The following is a 19705-nucleotide window of genomic DNA, read 5'->3' as shown; positions in this document are numbered from 1 at the left end:
GTTATTGGTTAGGCAAACGGTACTGGAATCAGGGTTATGTTACAGAAGGCGTCAAACGAGTTTTACAGTTTGGGTTCGAGGAGCTTGCACTTAATAAAATGGTTGCAGCTGCCATGACAAAAAATCCTGCCTCATCAAGCGTTATGAAAAAAACGGCATGCAATACGAAGGCACTTTCCGCCAGCATTTTCTAAAGTGGGATGTATATGAGGACATCGCTTATTACAGCCTTTTGCGCGAGGAATATTTCAAATGATAGATTAGCAGGACATCAGGGAGAAACGGTTTCCCAGCAAAACTCCCTGATGCTCAAGCTTAGCTCATTGCCAGAATTCACACTTAAACCTTCTTGCGCTGCCTCGTGTAAATATCGACGTATACCGCAAGAATCAGTATGCCGCCCTTTACGATATACTGCCAGAAGGATTCAAGATTCATTAAGCTCATTCCGTTATCCAAGCTGGCCATTACGAGAGCTCCGATAATCGCGCCAACGATGGTTCCCGTACCGCCCATCAAGCTCGTTCCGCCGATTACGCAAGCCGCAATGGCGTCCAGCTCATAGTTCTGACCTGCACTCATTGTTGCTGCATTTAAGCGAGCAGTCAGCACTAGTGCAGCTATGGCTGCTAGCGTATTGCAGAGAACAAACACGAGCAATATGCGGCGCTTAATATTAATGCCTGATAATCGCGCAGCTTCCGGATTGCCGCCAATCGCATATACTTGACGGCCAAAGGTCGTATTTTTTGATATAAACGTAAAAATAAGCGCCAGCACAATAACCATAACAAATGGAACAGGAATACCTTTGTAGCTGTTCATTAAATAAACGAATCCAATAACAATGGCGCCAATGACGCCTAATCGCAGCACGCTGACGGCAAACGGCTCAACATCAAAGCCAAATTTAGCTCTTGCTGCTCGCTTCCGCATGACAAGGTATCCCGCAATAGCTAAAGCAGTAATGCCAAATATCCATCCGATAATATCCCCCACATAAGATTGACCAATCGCTTTCACCGATGGCGTTAGCGGAGCAATCGTAACGCTGCCGGTTGTACCAAACAAAATACCCCGAAAAATGAGCATCCCGCCGAGTGTCACAATAAACGCCGGCACTGCCCGATAAGCGATAATCCAGCCTTGAATAAAACCGATCGCCGCTCCCACACCTAAGGTAGCTAAAATGACCGGTATCGTATTCCACTCGTACCACACGTTGAGAATTGCTGCGATACCGCCCGTCAAGCCGACAAGGGAGCCAACCGACAAGTCAATTTGCCCTGCGACGATGACGAGCACCATTCCGATAGCCAGTATAGAGGTAACCGACATTTGGAGAAACAAGTTTGATATATTCGTCGGAGATAGAAACCGGTCATGCAGCAGCGAGAATAAAACCCAAATCGATATTAATGCCCCGATCATCGTATATGCGCGTGCGTCAAATTTCAGCCATTGCGGCCGCTGCTTCGTTTTTGCCTGGCTTATCACCGTTTCTTGATTCATGCTCATCGTCCTTTTCCTCCCGTAGCAGCCGTCATAATCATCTCTTGCGTTGCTTCCTCTGCCTTAAACTCACCCGTCTGTTTTCCTTCTGCGATGACGATAATTCTGTGGCTCATGCCTAGCAGCTCTGGGAGTTCAGACGATATCATAATGATGGACACGCCCTGCATAAGCAATTCGTTCATAATATTATAAATTTCAAATTTGGCGCCAACATCGATGCCCCGCGTCGGTTCGTCCAAAATTAAAATTTTCGGATTCGTCATCAGCCATTTGCCGAGTACGACCTTCTGCTGATTGCCGCCGCTTAAAGTTCCTACAATCGTCTCCACTGAATTCGCTTTCACTCGTAAAGAGTTCAAATATTGATTGCCTGCCGCAATTTCCTCATTAGGGCGAAGCACCCCGCCTGAGGATATAGCTGCAAGGCTTGCTAGACTGACATTGCTTTTAATATCCATGCCAAGAACAAGCCCATACTTTTTTCGATCCTCCGATACGAGCGCCAGTCCAGCTTTTATAGCATGCCGCGTATGCTTAATCTTTACAGGTTTCCCGTCAATCTCAATCAATCCGAAGCTTTGACCTGGATAAGAGCCGAATAAGCTCATGACCAGCTCCGTTCGGCCCGCTCCCATCAACCCAGCAATGCCTAAAATCTCACCTTTGCGCACCTCAAAGCTTAAATGATCGATCACTTTTTTGCCTTGCCGCTCTGGATTCATAACCGTATAATCTGTCACCTTGAGCATGACTTCGCCGGGTTTTGCTTCCACGCGCGGGAATCGCTCCTTGAGCTCGCGTCCAACCATCAGTGAAATGACTTTATCCTCATTCACATCAGACACGTCATATGTGCCAACCGCCAGACCATCCCGCAGAACCGTAACGGTATCTGCAATCGCAAACACCTCGTTAAGCTTATGAGAAATGTAAATACAAGTAACGCCGCGTTTTTTAAACTCACGCAAAATATTAAGCAATATATCAACTTCCTGCTCCGTTAAAGCAGCTGTAGGTTCATCGAGAATAAGAATATTCGCCTTCTTGGACAATGCCTTAGCAATTTCAATTTGCTGCTGCTTGCCGATGCCAAGGCCGCCGATCAATTGCTCTGGATTGACATCGAGTAGGCCGACTTCCTTCAGCCACCGTTCGCTCTCTTTGAATACGCGCTCCCAGTTAATAATTCCGAATACCGCCGGTTCTTTGCCGAGAAATAAATTTTCGCCAATCGATAAATCCTTCACTAGAGCAAGCTCCTGATAAATGATTGCAATGCCCGCTTCTTCCGCATCCTTTATTTTATCGAAGCGCTTCTCTTCACCGTTAATGAGTATTTGCCCATCATAGGTGCCGTGCGGGTATAGACCGCTCAATACCTTCATGAGCGTCGACTTGCCTGCTCCGTTCTCACCGCACAGTGCATGCACCTCTCCTTTTTTCACCGAAAAGGTCACGTCGCTCAGCGCTTTAACGCCAGGAAATTGCTTCGTAATATTACGCATTTCTAATGCCGCCGTCATTCCTTCCTCACCTCCGTAAATGGCAAAGAGGGGAAGAGCGTCTTGGCACCCCGCTTCTTCCCCTTTACCTGGTCAAGCAGCTACTTCACGTTTTTGTAAACATCGTCCTTGGAATGGAAGCCGTCTGCAATGACGGTAGCATCCATGTTCGTTTTGTCTACAGCTACCGGATTAAGCAGCACGGACGGCACATCGATTTTACCATTGTTAACTGTTTTATCAGCGCCTACATCCTCGCCTTTGGCCATCTTCACTGCAAGGTCGGCCGCTTTCTCAGCCAAATCCTTAATTGGTTTGTATACCGTCATCGTTTGTGTTCCTTCAACGATGCGCTGTGCTGCCGCAAGCTCGGCATCTTGGCCAGAAACAGGTATTTTTCCATCAAGCCCTTGCGCTGCAAGCGCTTGAATAACACCGCCTGCTGTACCATCATTCGCTGCGACTACAGCATCGATTTTGTTATCATTAGCAGTTAATGCGTTCTCCATATTAGCCAGCGCGTTAGCTGGGTTCCAATCCTTCGTCCATTGATCGAATACGATTTGGATGTCACCGCTGTCGATGAGCGGCTGCAAGATATTAAATGCGCCTTTTTTAAATAAATGGGCGTTATTATCCGTCTCGGCACCGCCGATGTATACGAATTTCCCTTTTGGAGCCAATTTAATAATCGCCTCAGCCTGCATTTCGCCTACCTTTTCATTATCGAAGGAGATGTATAGATCCAAATCAGAGTTTTTGATTAAACGATCATAAGCAAGCACTTTAATACCGGCCGCATGAGCCTTTTCTACAATCGCTGCCGTTGCTTCTGCATTATGAGGGACGACGACCAGCACATCTACACCTTGGCTTATTAAGTTTTCTGCCTGAGAAATTTGCTTCGCGTCATCGCTGTTTGCTGCTTGCACCTCTACCTTTGCGCCAAGCGCCTCGGCTGCTGCGATGAACAAATCACGGTCGCGCTGCCAGCGTTCCTCTTGCAGCGTATCGAGTGAAAGGCCGATTACAATTTTGTCGTCGCCTGACTTTACGTTGTTCGTTTTTGTTGCTGCTTCTTTATCGGTTGACTTAGACCCCGCGTTCCCATTGTTTCCATTGCCGCTAGAGCATGCCGAAATTACGATGATTAGAGCTAGTACAAGCGATACAACCCCGCCTCTTGTAAACCGTTTCCCCATTTTCTTCGCTCCCTTTTATAAAAAAATGTAAATGCTTACATTTCTAATATAACATCGCGCTGGAAGCAGAGAGCCGCCATCTTCCAGTACTCTTTTGCTATCGTCTGCATTTTTTTAAGGCGAACAGCCCTGCTTAGGCTCTTTTGCCAAGGATGGCTCTACGGTAATCGGTCGGCGATACTCCGCATACCTTTTTGAACACCTTGCTGAAATAATTAGGATCGTTATAGCCAATCTCATAAGTAATTTCCTTTAAGCTTCGATCGGGATCAGCCATCAGCTTCTTGCCCTTCTCAATTCTGCATTCGGTTAAAAAATCGATATAATTCATGCCTTCCTGATCCTTGAACATTTTGCTCATATAAAAAGGGCTAAGGCCAAATCGCTGCGCCATCAGCTCCAGCGATATATCCTTCTCTGAATGCTCAATGATATACTGCTTCATTTGCAAAGCCGCATCGGGCTGTACTCTGCTCTGATGAGTGACGATACCTTCGATTAGCTTAGTAAGCAAGCTTTCCGTTTCTGTACGCAGCTGCTGATACTGCGTCACTTGGAACGAAAATAACGGCTTCTCCACTTCGATCCCCATCTCCTCTGCGACACGGGCTATAATCCACAATCGTTCCAGCACCCATTGGGCAGATTGCTCCAAGGAAGCATGATGCTGATCATGGACGACGATTAGCTCCATCACCATCTTGCGTACAATATCCCATTTCCCTAATCGAATGTGATCGACGAATTGTTTTTCCGTCTGTTTATCTTGATACCCGCCCGCAAAGGGACTGCGCGATTCAATTTCACCATAAAATTGATGTTTCACCGGCAGCGAGGCATTGGCCGTTGCAAGCAAAGCCTCTTGATATGACAACTTCACGTTTTCTAATCCCTTATAGGAATCTCCGATTCCAACAAATAAATCTCCGCCAACTTCGCGCTGCCGCAGCAGTAAAAACTGCTGGACAAGCGAAGCTGCTTGAGCTCGATAGGTTTTACTGGCATCTCGAAAAATGACGATTGGAATTTGCCGCGCAGACATCGCGCCTACCCAGCCGCTTGCAGCTTGTCTCACCTTCGCTTTAATCTCGCCATACAGAACTTCTGACGTTGAATGGATGGGCAGCATGACGAGCATAACAAATGCCTCGCTTGTCCGCTCTCTGCCAAGCAGCCTCAGCATATCGTCGATATGGACATCATGCACATGATCGAAGAGCAGCTGTGTCACGACATCTGATTCGACAATAGGCATCACTTTCCTCAGCGCTTCCTCCTCGTATTGCCTGAGCGCAAGCTCGCTTTTTTCACGCATAATCTCCTCTATGACCTTGCCAATGGTTGTTGTAATTTCACTTGCCTTGCTTGGCTTTAGCAAATAATCCTTAACCCCAAGCTTAATAGCCTGCCTTGCATAGTCAAACKTGTCGTATGCGGTGACCATAATAAATTTGGCCGAAGGCAGAAACACCGAGATTCTCTCGATGGCTTCGATGCCGTTAACGCCGGGCATTTTGATATCCATCAATATAAGATCAGGCTGCCACTCGCTTGCCGTCTCAATGGCTCTAGCTCCATTTTTTGCTTGCATAAATTGACAAGAAGGAAAACCTTTTTGCAAAATAGCCTGCAAGCCTTCCCGTTCTACTTGCTCATCGTCAACGATTAACAATTTCAACATGCTCAGCTACACTCCCTAAGATTGGCATTTTTATCGTTACCTTCGTGCCCTCTTGCGGCGCACTTCTAATTTCTATAACGTCGTCGTCACCGACAAACAACCGCAGCCGTTTCACTACGTTGCTGAAGCCGATGCCCGTCGAATGGCCTACGCCATCCGCATTTCCGCCTTCTGTCAAAATATGATTGGCCTTCTCCGCCGTCATGCCTGTGCCGTCATCCTCAATTTCAATGAGAACAAGATTATCCTTCTCATAGATGCGAAGTGAAATCGTGCCTCCATCCTCAAGCGGCTCAACCGCATGGATGACTGCATTTTCGATAATGGGCTGAAGCGTTAARCAGGGCAGCTGCAGCTGCAGGCAGCTCTCATCCACCTCTAGTACAAATCTAAGCCGATCTGTAAAACGCGCGCTTTGAATTTCGATGTATTTCAATATGACAGACAACTCTTCCTCAAGCGTGACTGCCCGGTCCAGCCGGCGCAAATTATAACGAAGCAAGCCTGCTACGTTGGCAATCAGATCGCTCGTTTCCTCCGAGCCGTCTAGGTATGCTTTTTTGGATAAAATATCTAAGGTGTTGAATAAGAAGTGAGGGTTAATCTGGCTTTGAAGGCTAATAAGCTGGCTTTCCTTCAGGAGCAGCTTATTCTGCTGAAGCTCGCTTTCGAGCTGTGCCTTCTGCTGAATCTCGGAGATGAGATTGTTAATATTGATCCGCATGCGATCAAAGGTTTTGGCGAGGAATGAAATTTCATCATTGGAGTGTACTGCTATAGGCTTATCGAATCTGCCGCGCGATAATTCTTTTGCAGCTATCGTCAACTTCTGGATAGGCCTTGTAATGCTAAGCGAAAACCAATAAGTAAACAGCAGCAGCATAATCGTGATCAGCGAAAGYAGCCATATGCCAAGCCGCTTCAGCTCCGCGCTTTGTTCGATAATGCCGCGGTAAAAAGCATCGTACGTCCGTACTTCCTTGTCGATGAGCGTTACTGTGGTCTCTGCTATGTATTTGTCGATGCGGGTCGCTTCCTCAAATTTCTCAGCTGATTGCTCCCCATTGCCTTGCTCCAAAAACATGACTGACAAATCCGCCGAAGCCACCAAGCTATCAATCATATTGATAAAGCTCGTCAGCGTAAACGTATTATCCTTATTTCGAAGGCTTATCGTTTGCTGCTTTGCCATCATTATGTTTTCCTTGCTTTGGTTCAGCGTCTGCTGCTTGAGTGCTGTTGGCTTCTGCAAATAATCATTTAAAGCCGTAATCGTCTGATGACTGCGATCAGTCACCTCATTCATGCGCAAATAACGCTGCAAAATATCATTGTATTGCTCCTGCGTCTTCTGATTATAGTAGGTGAGCACCATCCAAATCGTAACCATTATAAACAGCACAATTAACGACATCGTCAATATTTTACGCTGAATGCTGTTCATTTGGCATCCTCCGCCCGCATGACCCGAATATCTGTAAAATAACCGTCAGGGTTTAGCGGAACCTGCTCGCCTGTCAGCCATTTGATCATGAGAGCGACGCTTTCCTCGCCCATCGCCTCAGGGGATTGCGCGATTAAGGCGTCTATTTTTCCTTGCTGCATCAGAGTTAACGTCTCTGGCGAATCGTCGAAAGAATAGATAAAAAAGTTGTCCACTCGCATGCGCTTGCTGATTTCCTGAATAATCGAACCCGCATGATTCGCTGAAACAGCGATGAACGCATCCGCATCCGGTTCCTCATTAAGCAGTTCATTTGTTGCCGCCGCCACATCCTCACGGGAATCTCCTGCAGCTACAATCTTGGTTATAATCTTCGGGTAGGCGTTCAGTACATTCAATATGCCCGTTAAGCGCGTTCTTTGGAAGTATTCCTGACGATCCGACACCATCAAAACCACTTTGCCCACAAAGCCCATATCCGACACCATCTGCCGCGCGATCATGCTCCCTGCTTCCAAATGATCCGAGCCTACATACGTTCTGCGCAAACTCTCGTTCATCGGCACATCATTCGCTACGGTTATGACGGGGATACCTCTACTTGCCGCCTTCACCTTTGTTAAACTTTTAAATTCGTCTGTATCAAGGCCCTGCACGATGATTCCATCTACTTTAGAAGCAATCGCAACCTCAATATTTTTCAGAAAATCATCCCGATTTGTGCCATATGTCCCCCATACCTCAAGACTTGCACCATTTTGCTCTGCTGCAGCTTTAGCGCCTCGTTCCACCTTCGCCCAAAAAGGGGTATCCAGCTCCCTCGTTATGAGGACAAGGCGGTAGCTATTGTGCTGCTCTGCCGTCAATGCCGGCTCAATCAATTCGGAGGAGAACACTTTAACCATGGAGGTCAGCGTAAAAAACAAGATGACCAAGCACACTGCAAACAAGCTAACAATTATCGATTTGCGCAACCTATTTTCCTCCTGCCGACAAAATAGGATATTTTTATGAGAGCGGTTTCATATACAAATCATAGTAGATGGCTGGCTTGCTGTCTAGTTGTAGAGATAGAAAGAGGCTGCCCTCGGTAATTAACCGTGAAGGCAGCCTCCAAATATGAAGCCATAATATGATGCATAATTAGTCGGCTATTCTTAAATAACGCCCTTTTTCAAAATAAGATTGGCATAAAGCGCACTCTCGCCTGTAGCGATTACCGCATAAGCCTGCTTCGCACGCTCGTAAAATGCAAAACGTTCGACCTGCTCAAATGGCTGCGATAGACCGGTACGCTGCTCGATAATCAAGCGGTATTGCTCCCAAATTGGGGTTTCAACCGTATCACCCGGAACTACCTGCATAAGTGCTGCTGGCTTCTCAACATATTGATCTAAAGGGAACAGCTGCAAAATACCGTCAAGCAGCGCCGGTACATCATGCCCATCCGCACGAATGAGCCGCTTGGCATGACTTGCCGCGGGAAAATTGCCGTCGGCAATCACGATTTCGTCGCTATGTCCCATTTCGCTGAGCACCTTCAGCAGCTCTGGAGAAATCAGTTTCGATATCCCAATCAGCATGCTAACCTCCTCCTCCCGGTATAGATATAATCATATGAGTTATTTAACTCTAGCAACACGCTCATAAGCTTCGAACGCATAATCCCACTCATTCTGCTGCTCAGGAGCAAATTCCTCTACCTTAAACGATGCAGCTACAAGCTTCCTTGCTTCTTGAAGATTGCCGCATTCGCCTAGCGCGACGAGCTGCATGAGCATATTGCCAATCGCACTTGCTTCTACTGGTCCCGTCCAAACCGGACGGGCAATCGCATTAGCCGTTAGGCGGCAAAGCAGCCTATTCTGAATGCCACCGCCAACCATATGCAAGCCATCAAAATGCTGCTTCGTCAATTCTTCCATTTGAGCCAGCGCCTGCCGATACCTTAATGCCAAGCTCTCCAAAATGCAGCGAGTAATTTCTCCTATAGACTGCGGAACCTTCTGGGACGTTTGTTCGCAATAAGCTTGTATGCGCCCGATCATGCCGGAAGGCGTAAAAAACATCGGATCGTCGGGATGGATAAAGCTGCGGAAAGGCTCAGCCGCTTCGGCTTGCGCAACGATTTCGGCAAACGTCCAATCGTTCCCCTGCTCTTCCCATTCCCGCTTGCACTCTTGCAATATCCAAAGTCCCATAATGTTTTTGAGCAGCTGATAGGTTCCCTGAGCGCCTCCTTCATTAGAGAAATCAAGATCTTGCGCTTCTCTTGAGACGTTTGGACCTGCAAGCTCGGTCCCAAGCAGCGACCATGTTCCGCAAACTAGATAAGCGAAGCCCGATTCACCATCCGCAGGAACAGCCGCAACCGCAGATTCGGTATCATGCGTTCCAACAGCAACGGCTGTAATCGGAGGGACATCCAGCTCGGCGCAAACCTCTGCCGTTAATTGCCCAATTTTCGTACCCGGATGAATCGGATCAAGAAACAACCGATTCGGAATGCCCAGCTCATCCATTAACTCTATATTCCATTGCTGTTCCTTAGGCTTGTATAGCTGCGTAGTCGTCGCCATCGTAAACTCGCACACCTTCACGCCTGTTAAGAAATAAGCAAGCAAATCAGGCGTAAGCAGCAGCGTTCTAGCTGCCGCAAGCTTCGGCGATGCCGCTTTCTTCATCGCATACAGCTGGTTTATTGTATTGAAGGGCATAAACTGCAAGCCGCCCTGCTCATATAATCGGTCTTTGCCAAACCGTTCGAGCAGTTCTTCTATTATTCCATCTGTTTGCGAATCACGGTAATGATATGGATTGCCAAGCAGCTCGCCATTATCATCGAGCAGTCCAAAGTCTACGCCCCATGTATCTATGCCGAACGTTTGCGGAGCGTAGCCTTCTTGAAAGGCTTTGCGAATGGCAAACTTCAGCTCTTGCAGCAGGCGCAAAATATCCCAGTGCAAATGACCGTGTACAGCCACCGGCTGATTCGGAAACCGATGAATTTCCGTCACCTTCAGCGAGCGCTGACCGCTTGCCTTATCAAGCAGCAGCTCGCCGATTAACGCCCTGCCGCTGCTTGCGCCCAAATCAAACGCGAGCACAGTCGCAAGCTTCGTCATGCTTAAAGCCTCCTTTAACTAAAGCTGTCGCTTCACAAATAGGCATCGATTCACTTCATCTTTTGCAGTAGTTCGATGCGGTAAGCTTCGCTCTCCAGCGATGCGATCTCTTCAAACTCTTCTGTCGTCAGCACCTTCGGCTCACGAATCGCCTTGGCAATCAAATAAATTTTTGTGCTTTCCTCAACTACCTCCGTACGATAGTAAGCCTCGCGTAAATTGCGACCAGACGTTACTAAGCCATGGTTGCCAAGCAGTACTGAGCTTGCTTCATTTACTTTCGCTACGTATGCATCAGCGAGCTTATCCGTCGTCGGAAGCACATAGGGAACGTACACCGTCTTGCCAACGAGCGCTGCTTGATCTGGAAACATAATTGGAAGCTCCTGCTCAACTAACGTGAATGCAATGCAATATGGCGGATGCGTATGGACGATTGCTCCAATATCCGGATTAGCACGATAGGCATATAGATGCATCAGCACCTCAGAGGATGGACGAAGACCGATATCTGTTATTTCCCCAGTCTCAATATCTACCTCGACCCATTGATGCGGCTCAACCTCATCAAGAGCAAATCCACTTGGCGAAAGATACATTTTGCCTTCAAACTTCGCGCTAATATTGCCGCCTGGCCCTACAACCAGCTTGTTCGTTACTGTTTTGCGGGCATATTTGCATAGCTCGTTGCGAATGTCCGTGCTGCTCATTTTAAAACCTCCGATTTATTTGTAGATAGGCCCGAAATTTTGACAAGCTAGGTAATCGGCATTCTCTGGATTCGCCGTACCGAACAATCCCCATGCCCTTGGGCGGAATACACGTTCTCTCGAAACGTTATGCATATTAACCGGAATCCGCAGCATCGAAGCGAGCGTAATTAAATCAGCGCCGATGTGTCCATAGCTGATAGAGCCGTGATTTGCACCCCAATTATCCATTACCTCATAAACGGAACCGAAAGCCCCTTCACCCGTCAAGATTGGTGCAAACCATGTTGTCGGCCACGTCGAATCGGTACGTTTGTCGAGTGTGTCATGGACATCCTGCGGCAATTCTACCGAATAACCTTCCGCGATTTGTAATACAGGGCCAATGCCCTTCACCAAATTAATGCGAGACATTGTCATCGGCATGCCGCCGCGCGTTAAGAAATCAGAGGAGTAACCGCCTCCGCGGAAATATTCGACCGAAGCTGGCCGCCATGACGTAGCATCCAAACATTTTTGCGCTTCTTCCTCCGATATTTCCCAGAACGGCTTCATGACCGGTTCGCCATCCTTCGTCTGCTCTCCTGTTCCRTCAAGCGTTGCTGAACCGGAGTTGATCAGATGGAGCAAACCGTTCTCAGCTGCACCCGCCAGCTTGTGTCCCGTGACTCGCTCCACAGATTCTGGGCTCCAATACGTACGGACATCGGCAAAAATTTGAGCGGTATTCGTAAGCAAATATCCGAAGAGCATAACCACGCCATTCAAGCTGTCATTTTCCGTAGCTACCATATAAGGCGCCCTTATGCCGTTCCAATCAAATGATGAATTAAGTATGGATTCCATGAAATCACCGTTTGGAAAATGATCCGTCCACTGCCGCTGCCCTTGGAATCCAGCGACGATCGCGTTATGGCCGCCAGCTTCCTCGCCGAAGCCAAGTTTGGCAAGCTCAGGGTTGCCAATCATCAGATCACGGGCGATCTGCGTCATTTTCACAACTGTTTCCCAGTCCTCATCTTTACGCTCTCTTGACGTCTGGATATCCGCAGCATTGTTATCTGCTCCTTCGATACAGTTCTCCTTCACCCAGGTAAGCGCTTTCTCGAACTCCGCTGTATCATATATGTTCTCTTCCATACGGCGTACAAATTCAGTCATATCGATGTACTCGGTACGCATGCCAAGATATTCTTGGAAGAAAGCGTCATTTACGATTGAACCGGCGATACCCATAGATACTGAGCCCATCGACAAATACGATTTACCGCGCATATAAGCAACAGCCAGGCCTGCTTTCGCAAATCCAATCAGTTTGTCTTTAACATCAAACGGAACGGAAGTATCGCCAGAATCTTGAACATGCTCACCATAGATGCCAAAGGCTGGAAGCCCTTTTTGCGCGTAACCCGATAGTACAGCTGCCAGATACACCGCGCCTGGGCGTTCTGTCCCATTAAAGCCCCATACCGCCTTTGGAATGCTTGCATCCATATCCATCGTTTCCGTGCCGTAGCACCAGCAAGGCGTTACCGTTATCGATACCCCTACGCCAGAGGTTGCAAATTTTTGCGCGCAGGCAGCTGCTTCAGCTACTCCGCCAATACAGCTGTCAGCGATGACACATTCGACCGGTTCACCGTTTGGATAACGCAAATTGTCCGATAAAAGCTTAGCAGTCGCGATTGCCATGTTCATGGTTTGTTCTTCCAACGATTCGCGAACGCCTTTTCTTCTTCCGTCAATTGTTGGTCGAATACCTATCTTTGGAAACCCTGATTGAAAACGAAAGCTAGTATCTGTCATATTAAAACCTCCATTATGTTATAATAATGTTACCGATAACATTAAAATAACAACAATAAGGCTTGCTGTCAATGACTACTTTTTTGTATGATAGAATCTACGATTTATCCATAAGGGGATTACGAAATGGTAACAATATATGATGTAGCCGCTAAGGCAGGCGTCTCCGCTATGACCGTCTCCAGAGTTATCAATAACACTGGTAAAATAAGCGAAAAAACGAGAACGAAGGTAACTCGTGTTATGGAGGAGCTGGGTTATGTTCCGAATCAAACGGCGCGAAGCCTCGTACTTCAGCAAACGAAGCTGCTATTCCTGCTCATAACTGATATTATGAACCCTTTCTATACGACGCTCGCACGCGGCGCAGAAGATGCTGCCAAACGTTCGGGTTATCGTCTGCTGTTTGGAAACAGCGACGAAAATCTGGAAAAAGAAGCCGATTATGTGACGACCATCTTGACGACTCGCGTTGACGGCGTTCTTGTCGCTCCTGCTGGCGATCCCTCTCTTCCTCATTTGAATTCGCTGCGCAAGCATAATGTGCCATTTGTGCTGCTTGACCGTGAGGTGCCGGGCATTGATTGCGATATCGTGCTTGGTGACAGCAGAGATGGTGCAAGAAGGCTTGTTGAGCATCTAGCCTCACAAGGGCATCGCACAATAGCGATGGTGAATGGTTCTTCCTCCATCTCCAGTGCGAGATTAAGGCTGCAAGGCTATCAAGACGGCATGAAGCTCAATGACCTGGACTATAACGAGAAATATGTATTTGAGACCAGCTTTGGTCCTTTAAACGATTTGACCGAAATGGGGCAGTGGTTCGATCAGCTCTCCCCTCCTCCAACGGCTATCGTTGCGGGCAACAATGTGCTTGCTGTAGAAATTTTACGACTGTTCCGTGAACGCGGAATGAGCGTTCCTGACAATATGTCCATCGTTTGCTTTGACGATCTGGGACCTTATTCAGAAGTAGAACCATTCCTTACCGTAGCCGCTCAGCAGGCTTATCAGTTCGGCTACATGGGCATGCAAATGCTAGTTGACCGCATACAAGAGCGTGAAGCCGCGCTGCCATGGAAAAAAATCGTTTTGCCGGCGGAGCTGATTATTCGTCGATCCGTGAAGGAAATCACTTCACTCTAGCTAAGCTTGTAAAAAAGTGCCTAGAGGAAACCATGCATAAACTAATCGTAATCATTGCTTCACACCTCCATAACCTATTCTCTAAGCAGTATATGGAGCCATAACTTGTGGTGTTTGGACAATTATACAAACAAAAAAAGGCCGGGAGCTCCTCCTTTTACGGAGAAATCCGGCCTTAATTGTTGATTGCATATGAACGTTAACTCTAGTATTGCTTTGGTGGAACCTCAGGCGGAATGTCCGGCTTGATCTCAGGTTCAACCTCTGGTTTAATTTCCGGGATCGTCTGCGGCTCAATTTCCGGAATAGGCTGGTCGGGCTTAATGACCGGCGAATCCGGGGGTATAATTTCCGGCTCATTTCCTGGATTTGTCTCAGGAACCTCCTGCGGCTTGTTTTCATTATCTAACATGCTTCATCAGCTCCTTTCGCTTATAAGCATGTTTACCCCAAAACAGTCCTAAAATAACGTTCACCGTATAATTTTTTTCTCGGACTCGACTTTCCCTTTATCCGTTGACGTAATCGCGCCATTGATGTTTTGGCTTCCAGCTCAGCAGACGTTTAGCCTTTTCATTGCAGAGCAATGTTTCGTGCCCCTCCAGCGGCTTGCGGAAATCATTGACCTCCGGAAAACGAGCGGCCATAAGCGCACGGCTTGGCAGCGCCATGCTGCTATCATCCGCTGCAAGATTAAGCGCCACGCTTCCGAGCCCCTCTGCTTCAATAGCGAGCTGACAAGCTTCCGCCGCATCTCTCGTATCAATGTAGCTCCATAGAATACGCTCGCGCTGCTCGGGATCATGAATAAATGATTCGAATCGCTCATACGCTTCTGGTGCAATAACATTGCCTAGGCGGAATGAAACAACCTGCATGCCTGTTCTACGGTTTATCATATCCGCTGTTTGTTCATTTACGATTTTGGACAAGCCATAGCTGTCCTCAGGAAGCTGCGGATGCTCTTCATCGACGGGAACGTACTTAGGCCCGAACTTCTCTTTGGCAAATACGAGGCCATAAGAGGATTCGCTCGAAGCAATAACTGCCTTGCGGATGCCAAGACCCGCTGCAGCTTCCAATATGTTGTAGGTAGACATCACATTGTTGTGAAAGGTAACCTCATTCGGATGCGAGTACGCAACTGGAATGGCAGCCAAATGCACAACGGCATCCGCCCCGGCCAATACGCCGTACACTTCACCCAAATGGTTCAAATCAACGATTACGGTGCGGCATAACGGTTCGGCTGGATGTTTCACATCCGCATTCACAACCTCGTATCCCTGCTCAACAAAATGCTTAACTACCCATTTCCCCAGCATGCCGCTGCCGCCTGTAACAACTACTTTCGGCACTTTATTCACTCCTTCTTATGCTCCTAATATTTGTTCAATCCGCTCCGTAATATCAGCGCTTAGCACGACACCCGATGCCTTCACGTTCTCTTCCACCTGTGCAGGATTGCTAGCTCCAACGAGTGCACTAGATACATTCGGCTGGCGCAAAATCCAAGCAAGCGCCAGCTGACCAACCGTTAATTCCAGTTCTGCTGCCACCACGCTCAGCTCGCGCACTTTATTGATTTTCTCTTCCGTCACACCTTTGCGCATGCCATCAAGCTTCGCTGCACGGCTGTCCGCAGGCACATCATTCACGGAACTGTATTTGCCCGTCAGCAGACCTTGAGCGAGCGGCGAGAACACGACTTGTCCAATACCCCCGCGCTCTCCGTATGGAATGACTTCCTTCTCAATATAACGGTTGAACATATTATAAATCGGTTGGTTAACTACGATTCGGTCGAGCAAGTAACGATCAGCAATTGCATGCGCTTCCACCATTTGCGCTGTTGTCCATTCGCTAATGCCAACATAAAGCACTTTGCCTTGGCGTACCAGATCATCAAGCGCACGAAGCGTCTCTTCCATTGGCGTGCTTGGATCATGGCGGTGGCAGTAATATAGATCCACATAATCTGCTCCAAGCCGTTTCAGGCTGGCATTGCACTGCTCCATAATATGCTTGCGGGATAATCCCCGATCATTTGGACCATCACCCATCTGTCCAAACACTTTGGTTGCAAGCACATAGGATTCCCGTGGAAAAGCACGAAGCGCTTCTCCCATCAGCTTCTCTGCTTCCCCTCTCTCATATACATTCGCTGTATCAAAAAAATTAATGCCAAGCCCATAGGCTGTTTGAATCGCTTTCACCGCATTTTCACGTTCTACATAACCGCCGTATGTCAACCAGCTTCCCAGACTGATCTCGCTAACCTTCAATCCACTTTTCCCTAAATGACGAAATTGCATCTCTACTCATCTCCTTATGAATTGTAAAATAGCAATCGAAATGCTGCCTTAATCACGCTCGCATCTCTATTCTAGAGAAGTTTGTATCATTATGTAAGTAGTGAAAAAAAGGTCACTATATTATATGAGATATACATACTATACTTAAAGTAACTGATAGATTGTTGATCTTTATTTTAAAATAAACCCGTTAGGACGGGTAATTGGCAATACTATTCGTCCAACCATTGCTGCACTTTATTGTCCATTTCTTTTTGTAAATCTTCTAAAGTGCCGCTTTTATTATGCAGCATATCCAAATACTTTTTTGGAAACATCTTTTTCAACGAAGATTGATAAAGACTGCCGTCTTCCGGTTCAGTATATTCGGTTACAACATATCCCGCTGCTTTTTTCTTTAAACGAACAACCGCAGGCAAGGAATGCCCCGCTTGATTTTCTAGCCCCGAAAATTTATTAAATCCGCCAAAATAGGAATACATATACACAGTAATAATGCCCGATGATTCGCTTGTGCCATAAACCTCATGCACCTCAAACTGTTTTTCTGTTTGATAGTAAACTGAATCGTATTTTCGAATAATATAATTTGAAATAACCTCGTTCATGTCATCTGATATATGTTTTTCTTCATTGGAAGTTTGCATTTCCTCTGACTCGCTAGAGACCACTTTCCCACTGCTATTCGTTGTTCCATTATTCTCACAGGCACTAAGTATACAAACGGCGGCTAGCAAAACAAACCAAATCTTGAACCTCATTTAAAATCCCTCCTCTTCATCCTCATAATCATAGACTCTTTAATGATTACTTAGGTTGCATTTATGGAGAAATTATCCACAGCTTTCAAATACTTGTTCTATTGCTTATTCAAGTTTTTGCGAAATTCCGTAGGGGATTGTCCGCTCCATTTGTGAAATTGCTTCGTAAAAAAAAGCGGGTCATTAAATCCAACAGATGAGGCAATCTGGGCGATCGTAAGCTCGCCTTCCAGCAGCTCCTCTGCTTTCTTCATGCGTACCTTTTGTAAATATTGCATGGGCGGCAGCCCCGTCGCATCCTTGAACAGCCTCGTTAAATGCGCGCGATGATAGCCGAGTGTTTGAGCGATTCCTTCTATAGAGAGCTGCTGTCCATATTGGAGCGATATGAGGCGAATTGCCTGATCAATTTGGCGGTAAGAACGAAATTCTGGTACGATCTCTTCGGTTATTCTCGCAGGGTTCATTCGTCCAAGCTCATGAAATATTAGTCTCAGCCAACCCGAAGCCTCCATATTGCCAAGCGCTGGGGCATTCGTTTTCTCCATACCTTTGCGTATTTTCCGAAACATCCGATAAATCGTCGGCAGCGAGAATCCGCGTATAACAGCAAGGTCCGGCGTGATCCCAATCGAACGAAGAGAAGCTTCCACAATATCTCCCGAGAAGGCTACCCATGTATATTTCCAAGGATTGTGCAGGCTTGCCTCGTACTTGACCAAAATATCCGGAAAAATGATGAAAGCGTCCCCCGCGCTGCAAGAGTAAGTCTTCCCCAGCGTTTCAAATTTGCCTTCCCCATCCAGTACAATGTGAATTAAATAATAATCATGAACAGCAGGTCCTATAAAATGGCCCGCGACCGGTTCGCCGATTCCGCTGAACAAGACCGACATTTCGCCTTTCAGCGGAGCTGTATTAATACTCATGGTTATACGATGATGCGTTTCCATCTATGCACCTCCATTAAGCTGACTTCTCTAAGCATACTAAATGATGCAACATTTCTCCATATAATGCTTCGTTCCTTCCATATTCATTTGCAGTTGTTCTCCTTATACTAAAGGAGTCAGCAATCATCCAATAGGAGGCTATTGTCTAATGTCTAAAATTACTTTTATCGGCGCAGGAAGCAGTGTTTTTGCCAAAAACATTCTTGGAGATGTCATGCAGACACCTGCACTGCAAGGTTTTGAAATCGCTTTATTTGACATTGATGCGGAGCGTCTTCTCGATTCCGAGCAAATGCTGCTTAATATTAAAAAAACAAGTGAAAGCACTTGCGAGATTAAAGCTTATACCGACCGAAAAGAAGCGCTTCGCGGTGCCAAATACATCGTAAACGCCATTCAAGTAGGCGGCTATGATCCTTGTACGATTACCGATTTCGAGATTCCAAAAAAATACGGCTTGCGCCAAACGATTGCCGATACCGTAGGCATTGGCGGTATTTTCCGTAATCTACGCACGATTCCTGTAATGCTGGATTTCGCTCGCGATATTAACGAGGTTTGTCCAGATGCCCTGTTCCTTAACTACACCAACCCAATGGCCGTGCTCACGAACGTAATGAACACCTATGGCGGCGTGAAAACGGTTGGCTTATGCCACAGTGTACAAGTTTGTGTACCGCATTTATTTGATCATTTGGGTATGGATACAACGGGCGTTAAGTACAAAATTGCAGGCATCAACCATATGGCATGGCTGCTTGAAGCAAGCAAAGACGGAGTTGATCTGTACCCGGAAATCAAACGCCGTGCAGCCGAGAAACAATTGGAGAAACATCATGATATGGTTCGTTACGAGCTCATGCTGAAATTCGGCTACTACATCACCGAATCTTCCGAGCACAATGCGGAATACCATCCATACTTCATCAAACGGAACTATCCAGAGCTGATCGAGCGTTTCAACATTCCTCTCGATGAATATCCTCGCCGCTGTGTTAGTCAAATTGAAGGCTGGAAATCCATGCGCGATTCACTTATTAATGACAGCAAGCTTGAGCACTGCCGCAGCCATGAATATGCTTCGTACATTCTCGAAGCAATTGAATCGAACAACCCGTTCAAAATTGGCGGCAACGTGATGAATACTGGACTTATTACGAATCTGCCGAAGGAAGCATGCGTAGAAGTGCCATGCCTCGTTGATGCGAATGGCGTTACACCAACCTATGTTGGCGACCTTCCGCCACAGCTTGCAGCATTAAACCGTACGAACATCAACACGCAGCTATTAACGATCGAAGCGGCGATTACTGGCAAGCGGGATCATATTTATCACGCAGCAATGCTTGATCCGCATACCTCAGCAGAATTGTCTATGGATGACATTGTATCGCTTTGTGATGAGCTCATCGAAGCGCATGGCAGCTGGCTTCCAAGCTATAAATAAACAAATAGGCAGACGAGTGCATCGTTATTCATGCACTTGTCTGCCTTGTTTTTTTCAGTAACCATCACCATCATATGGGCAAATACATATCCTATCCC

18 protein-coding genes are annotated in these 19705 nt (G+C 46.9%); 3 read left to right on the top strand and 15 right to left on the bottom strand.

The window, feature by feature from the left end; all coding sequences use genetic code 11:
- A partial coding sequence (locus AB4Z17_RS22740) for a GNAT family N-acetyltransferase (RefSeq protein WP_441962222.1) occupies positions 1–194 on the top strand: 194 nt, incomplete at its 5' end.
- A gap of 145 nt (positions 195–339) precedes the next feature.
- Here AB4Z17_RS22740 and AB4Z17_RS22735 read toward each other — a convergent pair.
- The 10 genes from AB4Z17_RS22735 to AB4Z17_RS22690 form a co-directional block, all read right to left on the bottom strand.
- Positions 340–1512 (bottom strand): sugar ABC transporter permease, encoded by a 1173-nt coding sequence (locus AB4Z17_RS22735; protein WP_441962223.1) that lies wholly within the window; start codon positions 1510–1512, stop codon positions 340–342.
- Between the two features lie 2 nt (positions 1513–1514).
- Positions 1515–3038 carry a xylose ABC transporter ATP-binding protein gene (locus AB4Z17_RS22730; protein ID WP_441962221.1) on the bottom strand — a complete coding sequence of 508 codons (1524 nt, stop codon included), beginning with the start codon at positions 3036–3038 and terminating at the stop codon, positions 1515–1517.
- Positions 3039–3118: 80 nt separating this feature from the next.
- Positions 3119–4219 (bottom strand): D-xylose ABC transporter substrate-binding protein, encoded by a 1101-nt coding sequence (gene xylF, locus AB4Z17_RS22725; RefSeq protein ID WP_441911028.1) that lies wholly within the window; start codon positions 4217–4219, stop codon positions 3119–3121.
- Positions 4220–4352: 133 nt separating this feature from the next.
- Positions 4353–5900, bottom strand: a complete 1548-nt coding sequence (locus AB4Z17_RS22720; protein ID WP_441962219.1) for a response regulator — start codon at positions 5898–5900, stop codon at positions 4353–4355.
- On the bottom strand, positions 5878–7344 hold the full coding sequence (locus AB4Z17_RS22715; protein ID WP_441962217.1) for a sensor histidine kinase: 1467 nt from the start codon (positions 7342–7344) through the stop codon (positions 5878–5880). The genes AB4Z17_RS22720 and AB4Z17_RS22715 overlap by 23 nt, the downstream gene beginning before the upstream one ends.
- Positions 7341–8318: a substrate-binding domain-containing protein gene (locus AB4Z17_RS22710; RefSeq protein WP_441911032.1), complete on the bottom strand. Its 978-nt coding sequence runs from the start codon at positions 8316–8318 to the stop codon at positions 7341–7343. Before AB4Z17_RS22710 ends, AB4Z17_RS22715 begins: the two co-directional genes overlap by 4 nt.
- 183 nt (positions 8319–8501) lie before the next feature.
- Positions 8502–8927, bottom strand: coding sequence for an L-fucose mutarotase (gene fucU, locus AB4Z17_RS22705; protein WP_441962216.1), 426 nt, complete (start codon positions 8925–8927; stop codon positions 8502–8504).
- Between the two features lie 39 nt (positions 8928–8966).
- The gene (locus tag AB4Z17_RS22700; RefSeq protein ID WP_441962214.1) at positions 8967–10469 is read right to left on the bottom strand and encodes a rhamnulokinase; all 1503 of its coding nucleotides are present in this window, start codon (positions 10467–10469) and stop codon (positions 8967–8969) included.
- Positions 10470–10519: 50 nt separating this feature from the next.
- Entirely contained in the window at positions 10520–11179 is a 660-nt protein-coding gene (locus tag AB4Z17_RS22695) for a class II aldolase/adducin family protein (protein WP_339203676.1), read from the bottom strand.
- Between the two features lie 15 nt (positions 11180–11194).
- Positions 11195–12985 carry an L-fucose isomerase gene (locus AB4Z17_RS22690; protein ID WP_076266722.1) on the bottom strand — a complete coding sequence of 597 codons (1791 nt, stop codon included), beginning with the start codon at positions 12983–12985 and terminating at the stop codon, positions 11195–11197.
- A 126-nt stretch (positions 12986–13111) separates the two neighbouring features.
- Between AB4Z17_RS22690 and AB4Z17_RS22685 the strand changes: the two genes are divergently transcribed.
- Positions 13112–14131, top strand: coding sequence for a LacI family DNA-binding transcriptional regulator (locus AB4Z17_RS22685; RefSeq protein ID WP_076266721.1), 1020 nt, complete (start codon positions 13112–13114; stop codon positions 14129–14131).
- 205 nt (positions 14132–14336) lie between these two features.
- Here AB4Z17_RS22685 and AB4Z17_RS22680 read toward each other — a convergent pair whose 3' ends face one another.
- From AB4Z17_RS22680 to AB4Z17_RS22660, 5 genes are all read right to left on the bottom strand, one after another.
- Positions 14337–14543: a hypothetical protein gene (locus tag AB4Z17_RS22680; RefSeq protein WP_441911038.1), complete on the bottom strand. Its 207-nt coding sequence runs from the start codon at positions 14541–14543 to the stop codon at positions 14337–14339.
- 97 nt (positions 14544–14640) lie between these two features.
- A complete protein-coding gene (locus AB4Z17_RS22675; protein WP_441911040.1) occupies positions 14641–15489 on the bottom strand; it encodes an NAD-dependent epimerase/dehydratase family protein in 849 nt (282 codons plus the stop codon).
- A 15-nt stretch (positions 15490–15504) separates the two neighbouring features.
- Positions 15505–16446 (bottom strand): aldo/keto reductase family protein, encoded by a 942-nt coding sequence (locus tag AB4Z17_RS22670; RefSeq protein ID WP_441962212.1) that lies wholly within the window; start codon positions 16444–16446, stop codon positions 15505–15507.
- 212 nt (positions 16447–16658) lie between these two features.
- Positions 16659–17207: a hypothetical protein gene (locus AB4Z17_RS22665; RefSeq protein ID WP_441962210.1), complete on the bottom strand. Its 549-nt coding sequence runs from the start codon at positions 17205–17207 to the stop codon at positions 16659–16661.
- A 98-nt stretch (positions 17208–17305) separates the two neighbouring features.
- Positions 17306–18160, bottom strand: coding sequence for an AraC family transcriptional regulator (locus AB4Z17_RS22660; protein WP_441962208.1), 855 nt, complete (start codon positions 18158–18160; stop codon positions 17306–17308).
- Between the two features lie 148 nt (positions 18161–18308).
- On the opposite strand from AB4Z17_RS22660, the gene AB4Z17_RS22655 reads away from it, so the two are divergent.
- A complete protein-coding gene (locus AB4Z17_RS22655) occupies positions 18309–19607 on the top strand; it encodes an alpha-glucosidase/alpha-galactosidase (RefSeq protein WP_441962207.1) in 1299 nt (432 codons plus the stop codon).
- The last annotated feature ends 98 nt before the right edge of the window (positions 19608–19705 follow it).

This window comes from Paenibacillus sp. TAF43_2, assembly GCF_052113545.1.
GTDB lineage: Bacteria > Bacillota > Bacilli > Paenibacillales > Paenibacillaceae > Pristimantibacillus.
The sequence above is the reverse complement of the archived record's forward strand: the minus strand, read 5'-3'. Positions and strand labels throughout refer to the sequence as shown.

Bases quoted from the DNA above. Each gene is read 5' to 3' on its own strand.
- AB4Z17_RS22680 (WP_441911038.1), bottom strand. From the start codon at position 14,543: ATGTTAGATAATGAAAACAAGCCGCAGGAGGTTCCTGAGACAAATCCA.
- AB4Z17_RS22660 (WP_441962208.1), bottom strand. From the start codon at position 18,160: ATGGAAACGCATCATCGTATAACCATGAGTATTAATACAGCTCCGCTG.
- AB4Z17_RS22700 (WP_441962214.1), bottom strand. From the start codon at position 10,469: ATGACGAAGCTTGCGACTGTGCTCGCGTTTGATTTGGGCGCAAGCAGC.
- AB4Z17_RS22655 (WP_441962207.1), top strand. From the start codon at position 18,309: ATGTCTAAAATTACTTTTATCGGCGCAGGAAGCAGTGTTTTTGCCAAA.
- AB4Z17_RS22695 (WP_339203676.1), bottom strand. From the start codon at position 11,179: ATGAGCAGCACGGACATTCGCAACGAGCTATGCAAATATGCCCGCAAA.
- AB4Z17_RS22730 (WP_441962221.1), bottom strand. From the start codon at position 3,038: ATGACGGCGGCATTAGAAATGCGTAATATTACGAAGCAATTTCCTGGC.
- xylF (WP_441911028.1), bottom strand. From the start codon at position 4,219: ATGGGGAAACGGTTTACAAGAGGCGGGGTTGTATCGCTTGTACTAGCT.
- AB4Z17_RS22670 (WP_441962212.1), bottom strand. From the start codon at position 16,446: ATGCAATTTCGTCATTTAGGGAAAAGTGGATTGAAGGTTAGCGAGATC.
- AB4Z17_RS22685 (WP_076266721.1), top strand. From the start codon at position 13,112: ATGGTAACAATATATGATGTAGCCGCTAAGGCAGGCGTCTCCGCTATG.
- AB4Z17_RS22735 (WP_441962223.1), bottom strand. From the start codon at position 1,512: ATGAATCAAGAAACGGTGATAAGCCAGGCAAAAACGAAGCAGCGGCCG.
- fucU (WP_441962216.1), bottom strand. From the start codon at position 8,927: ATGCTGATTGGGATATCGAAACTGATTTCTCCAGAGCTGCTGAAGGTG.
- AB4Z17_RS22665 (WP_441962210.1), bottom strand. From the start codon at position 17,207: ATGAGGTTCAAGATTTGGTTTGTTTTGCTAGCCGCCGTTTGTATACTT.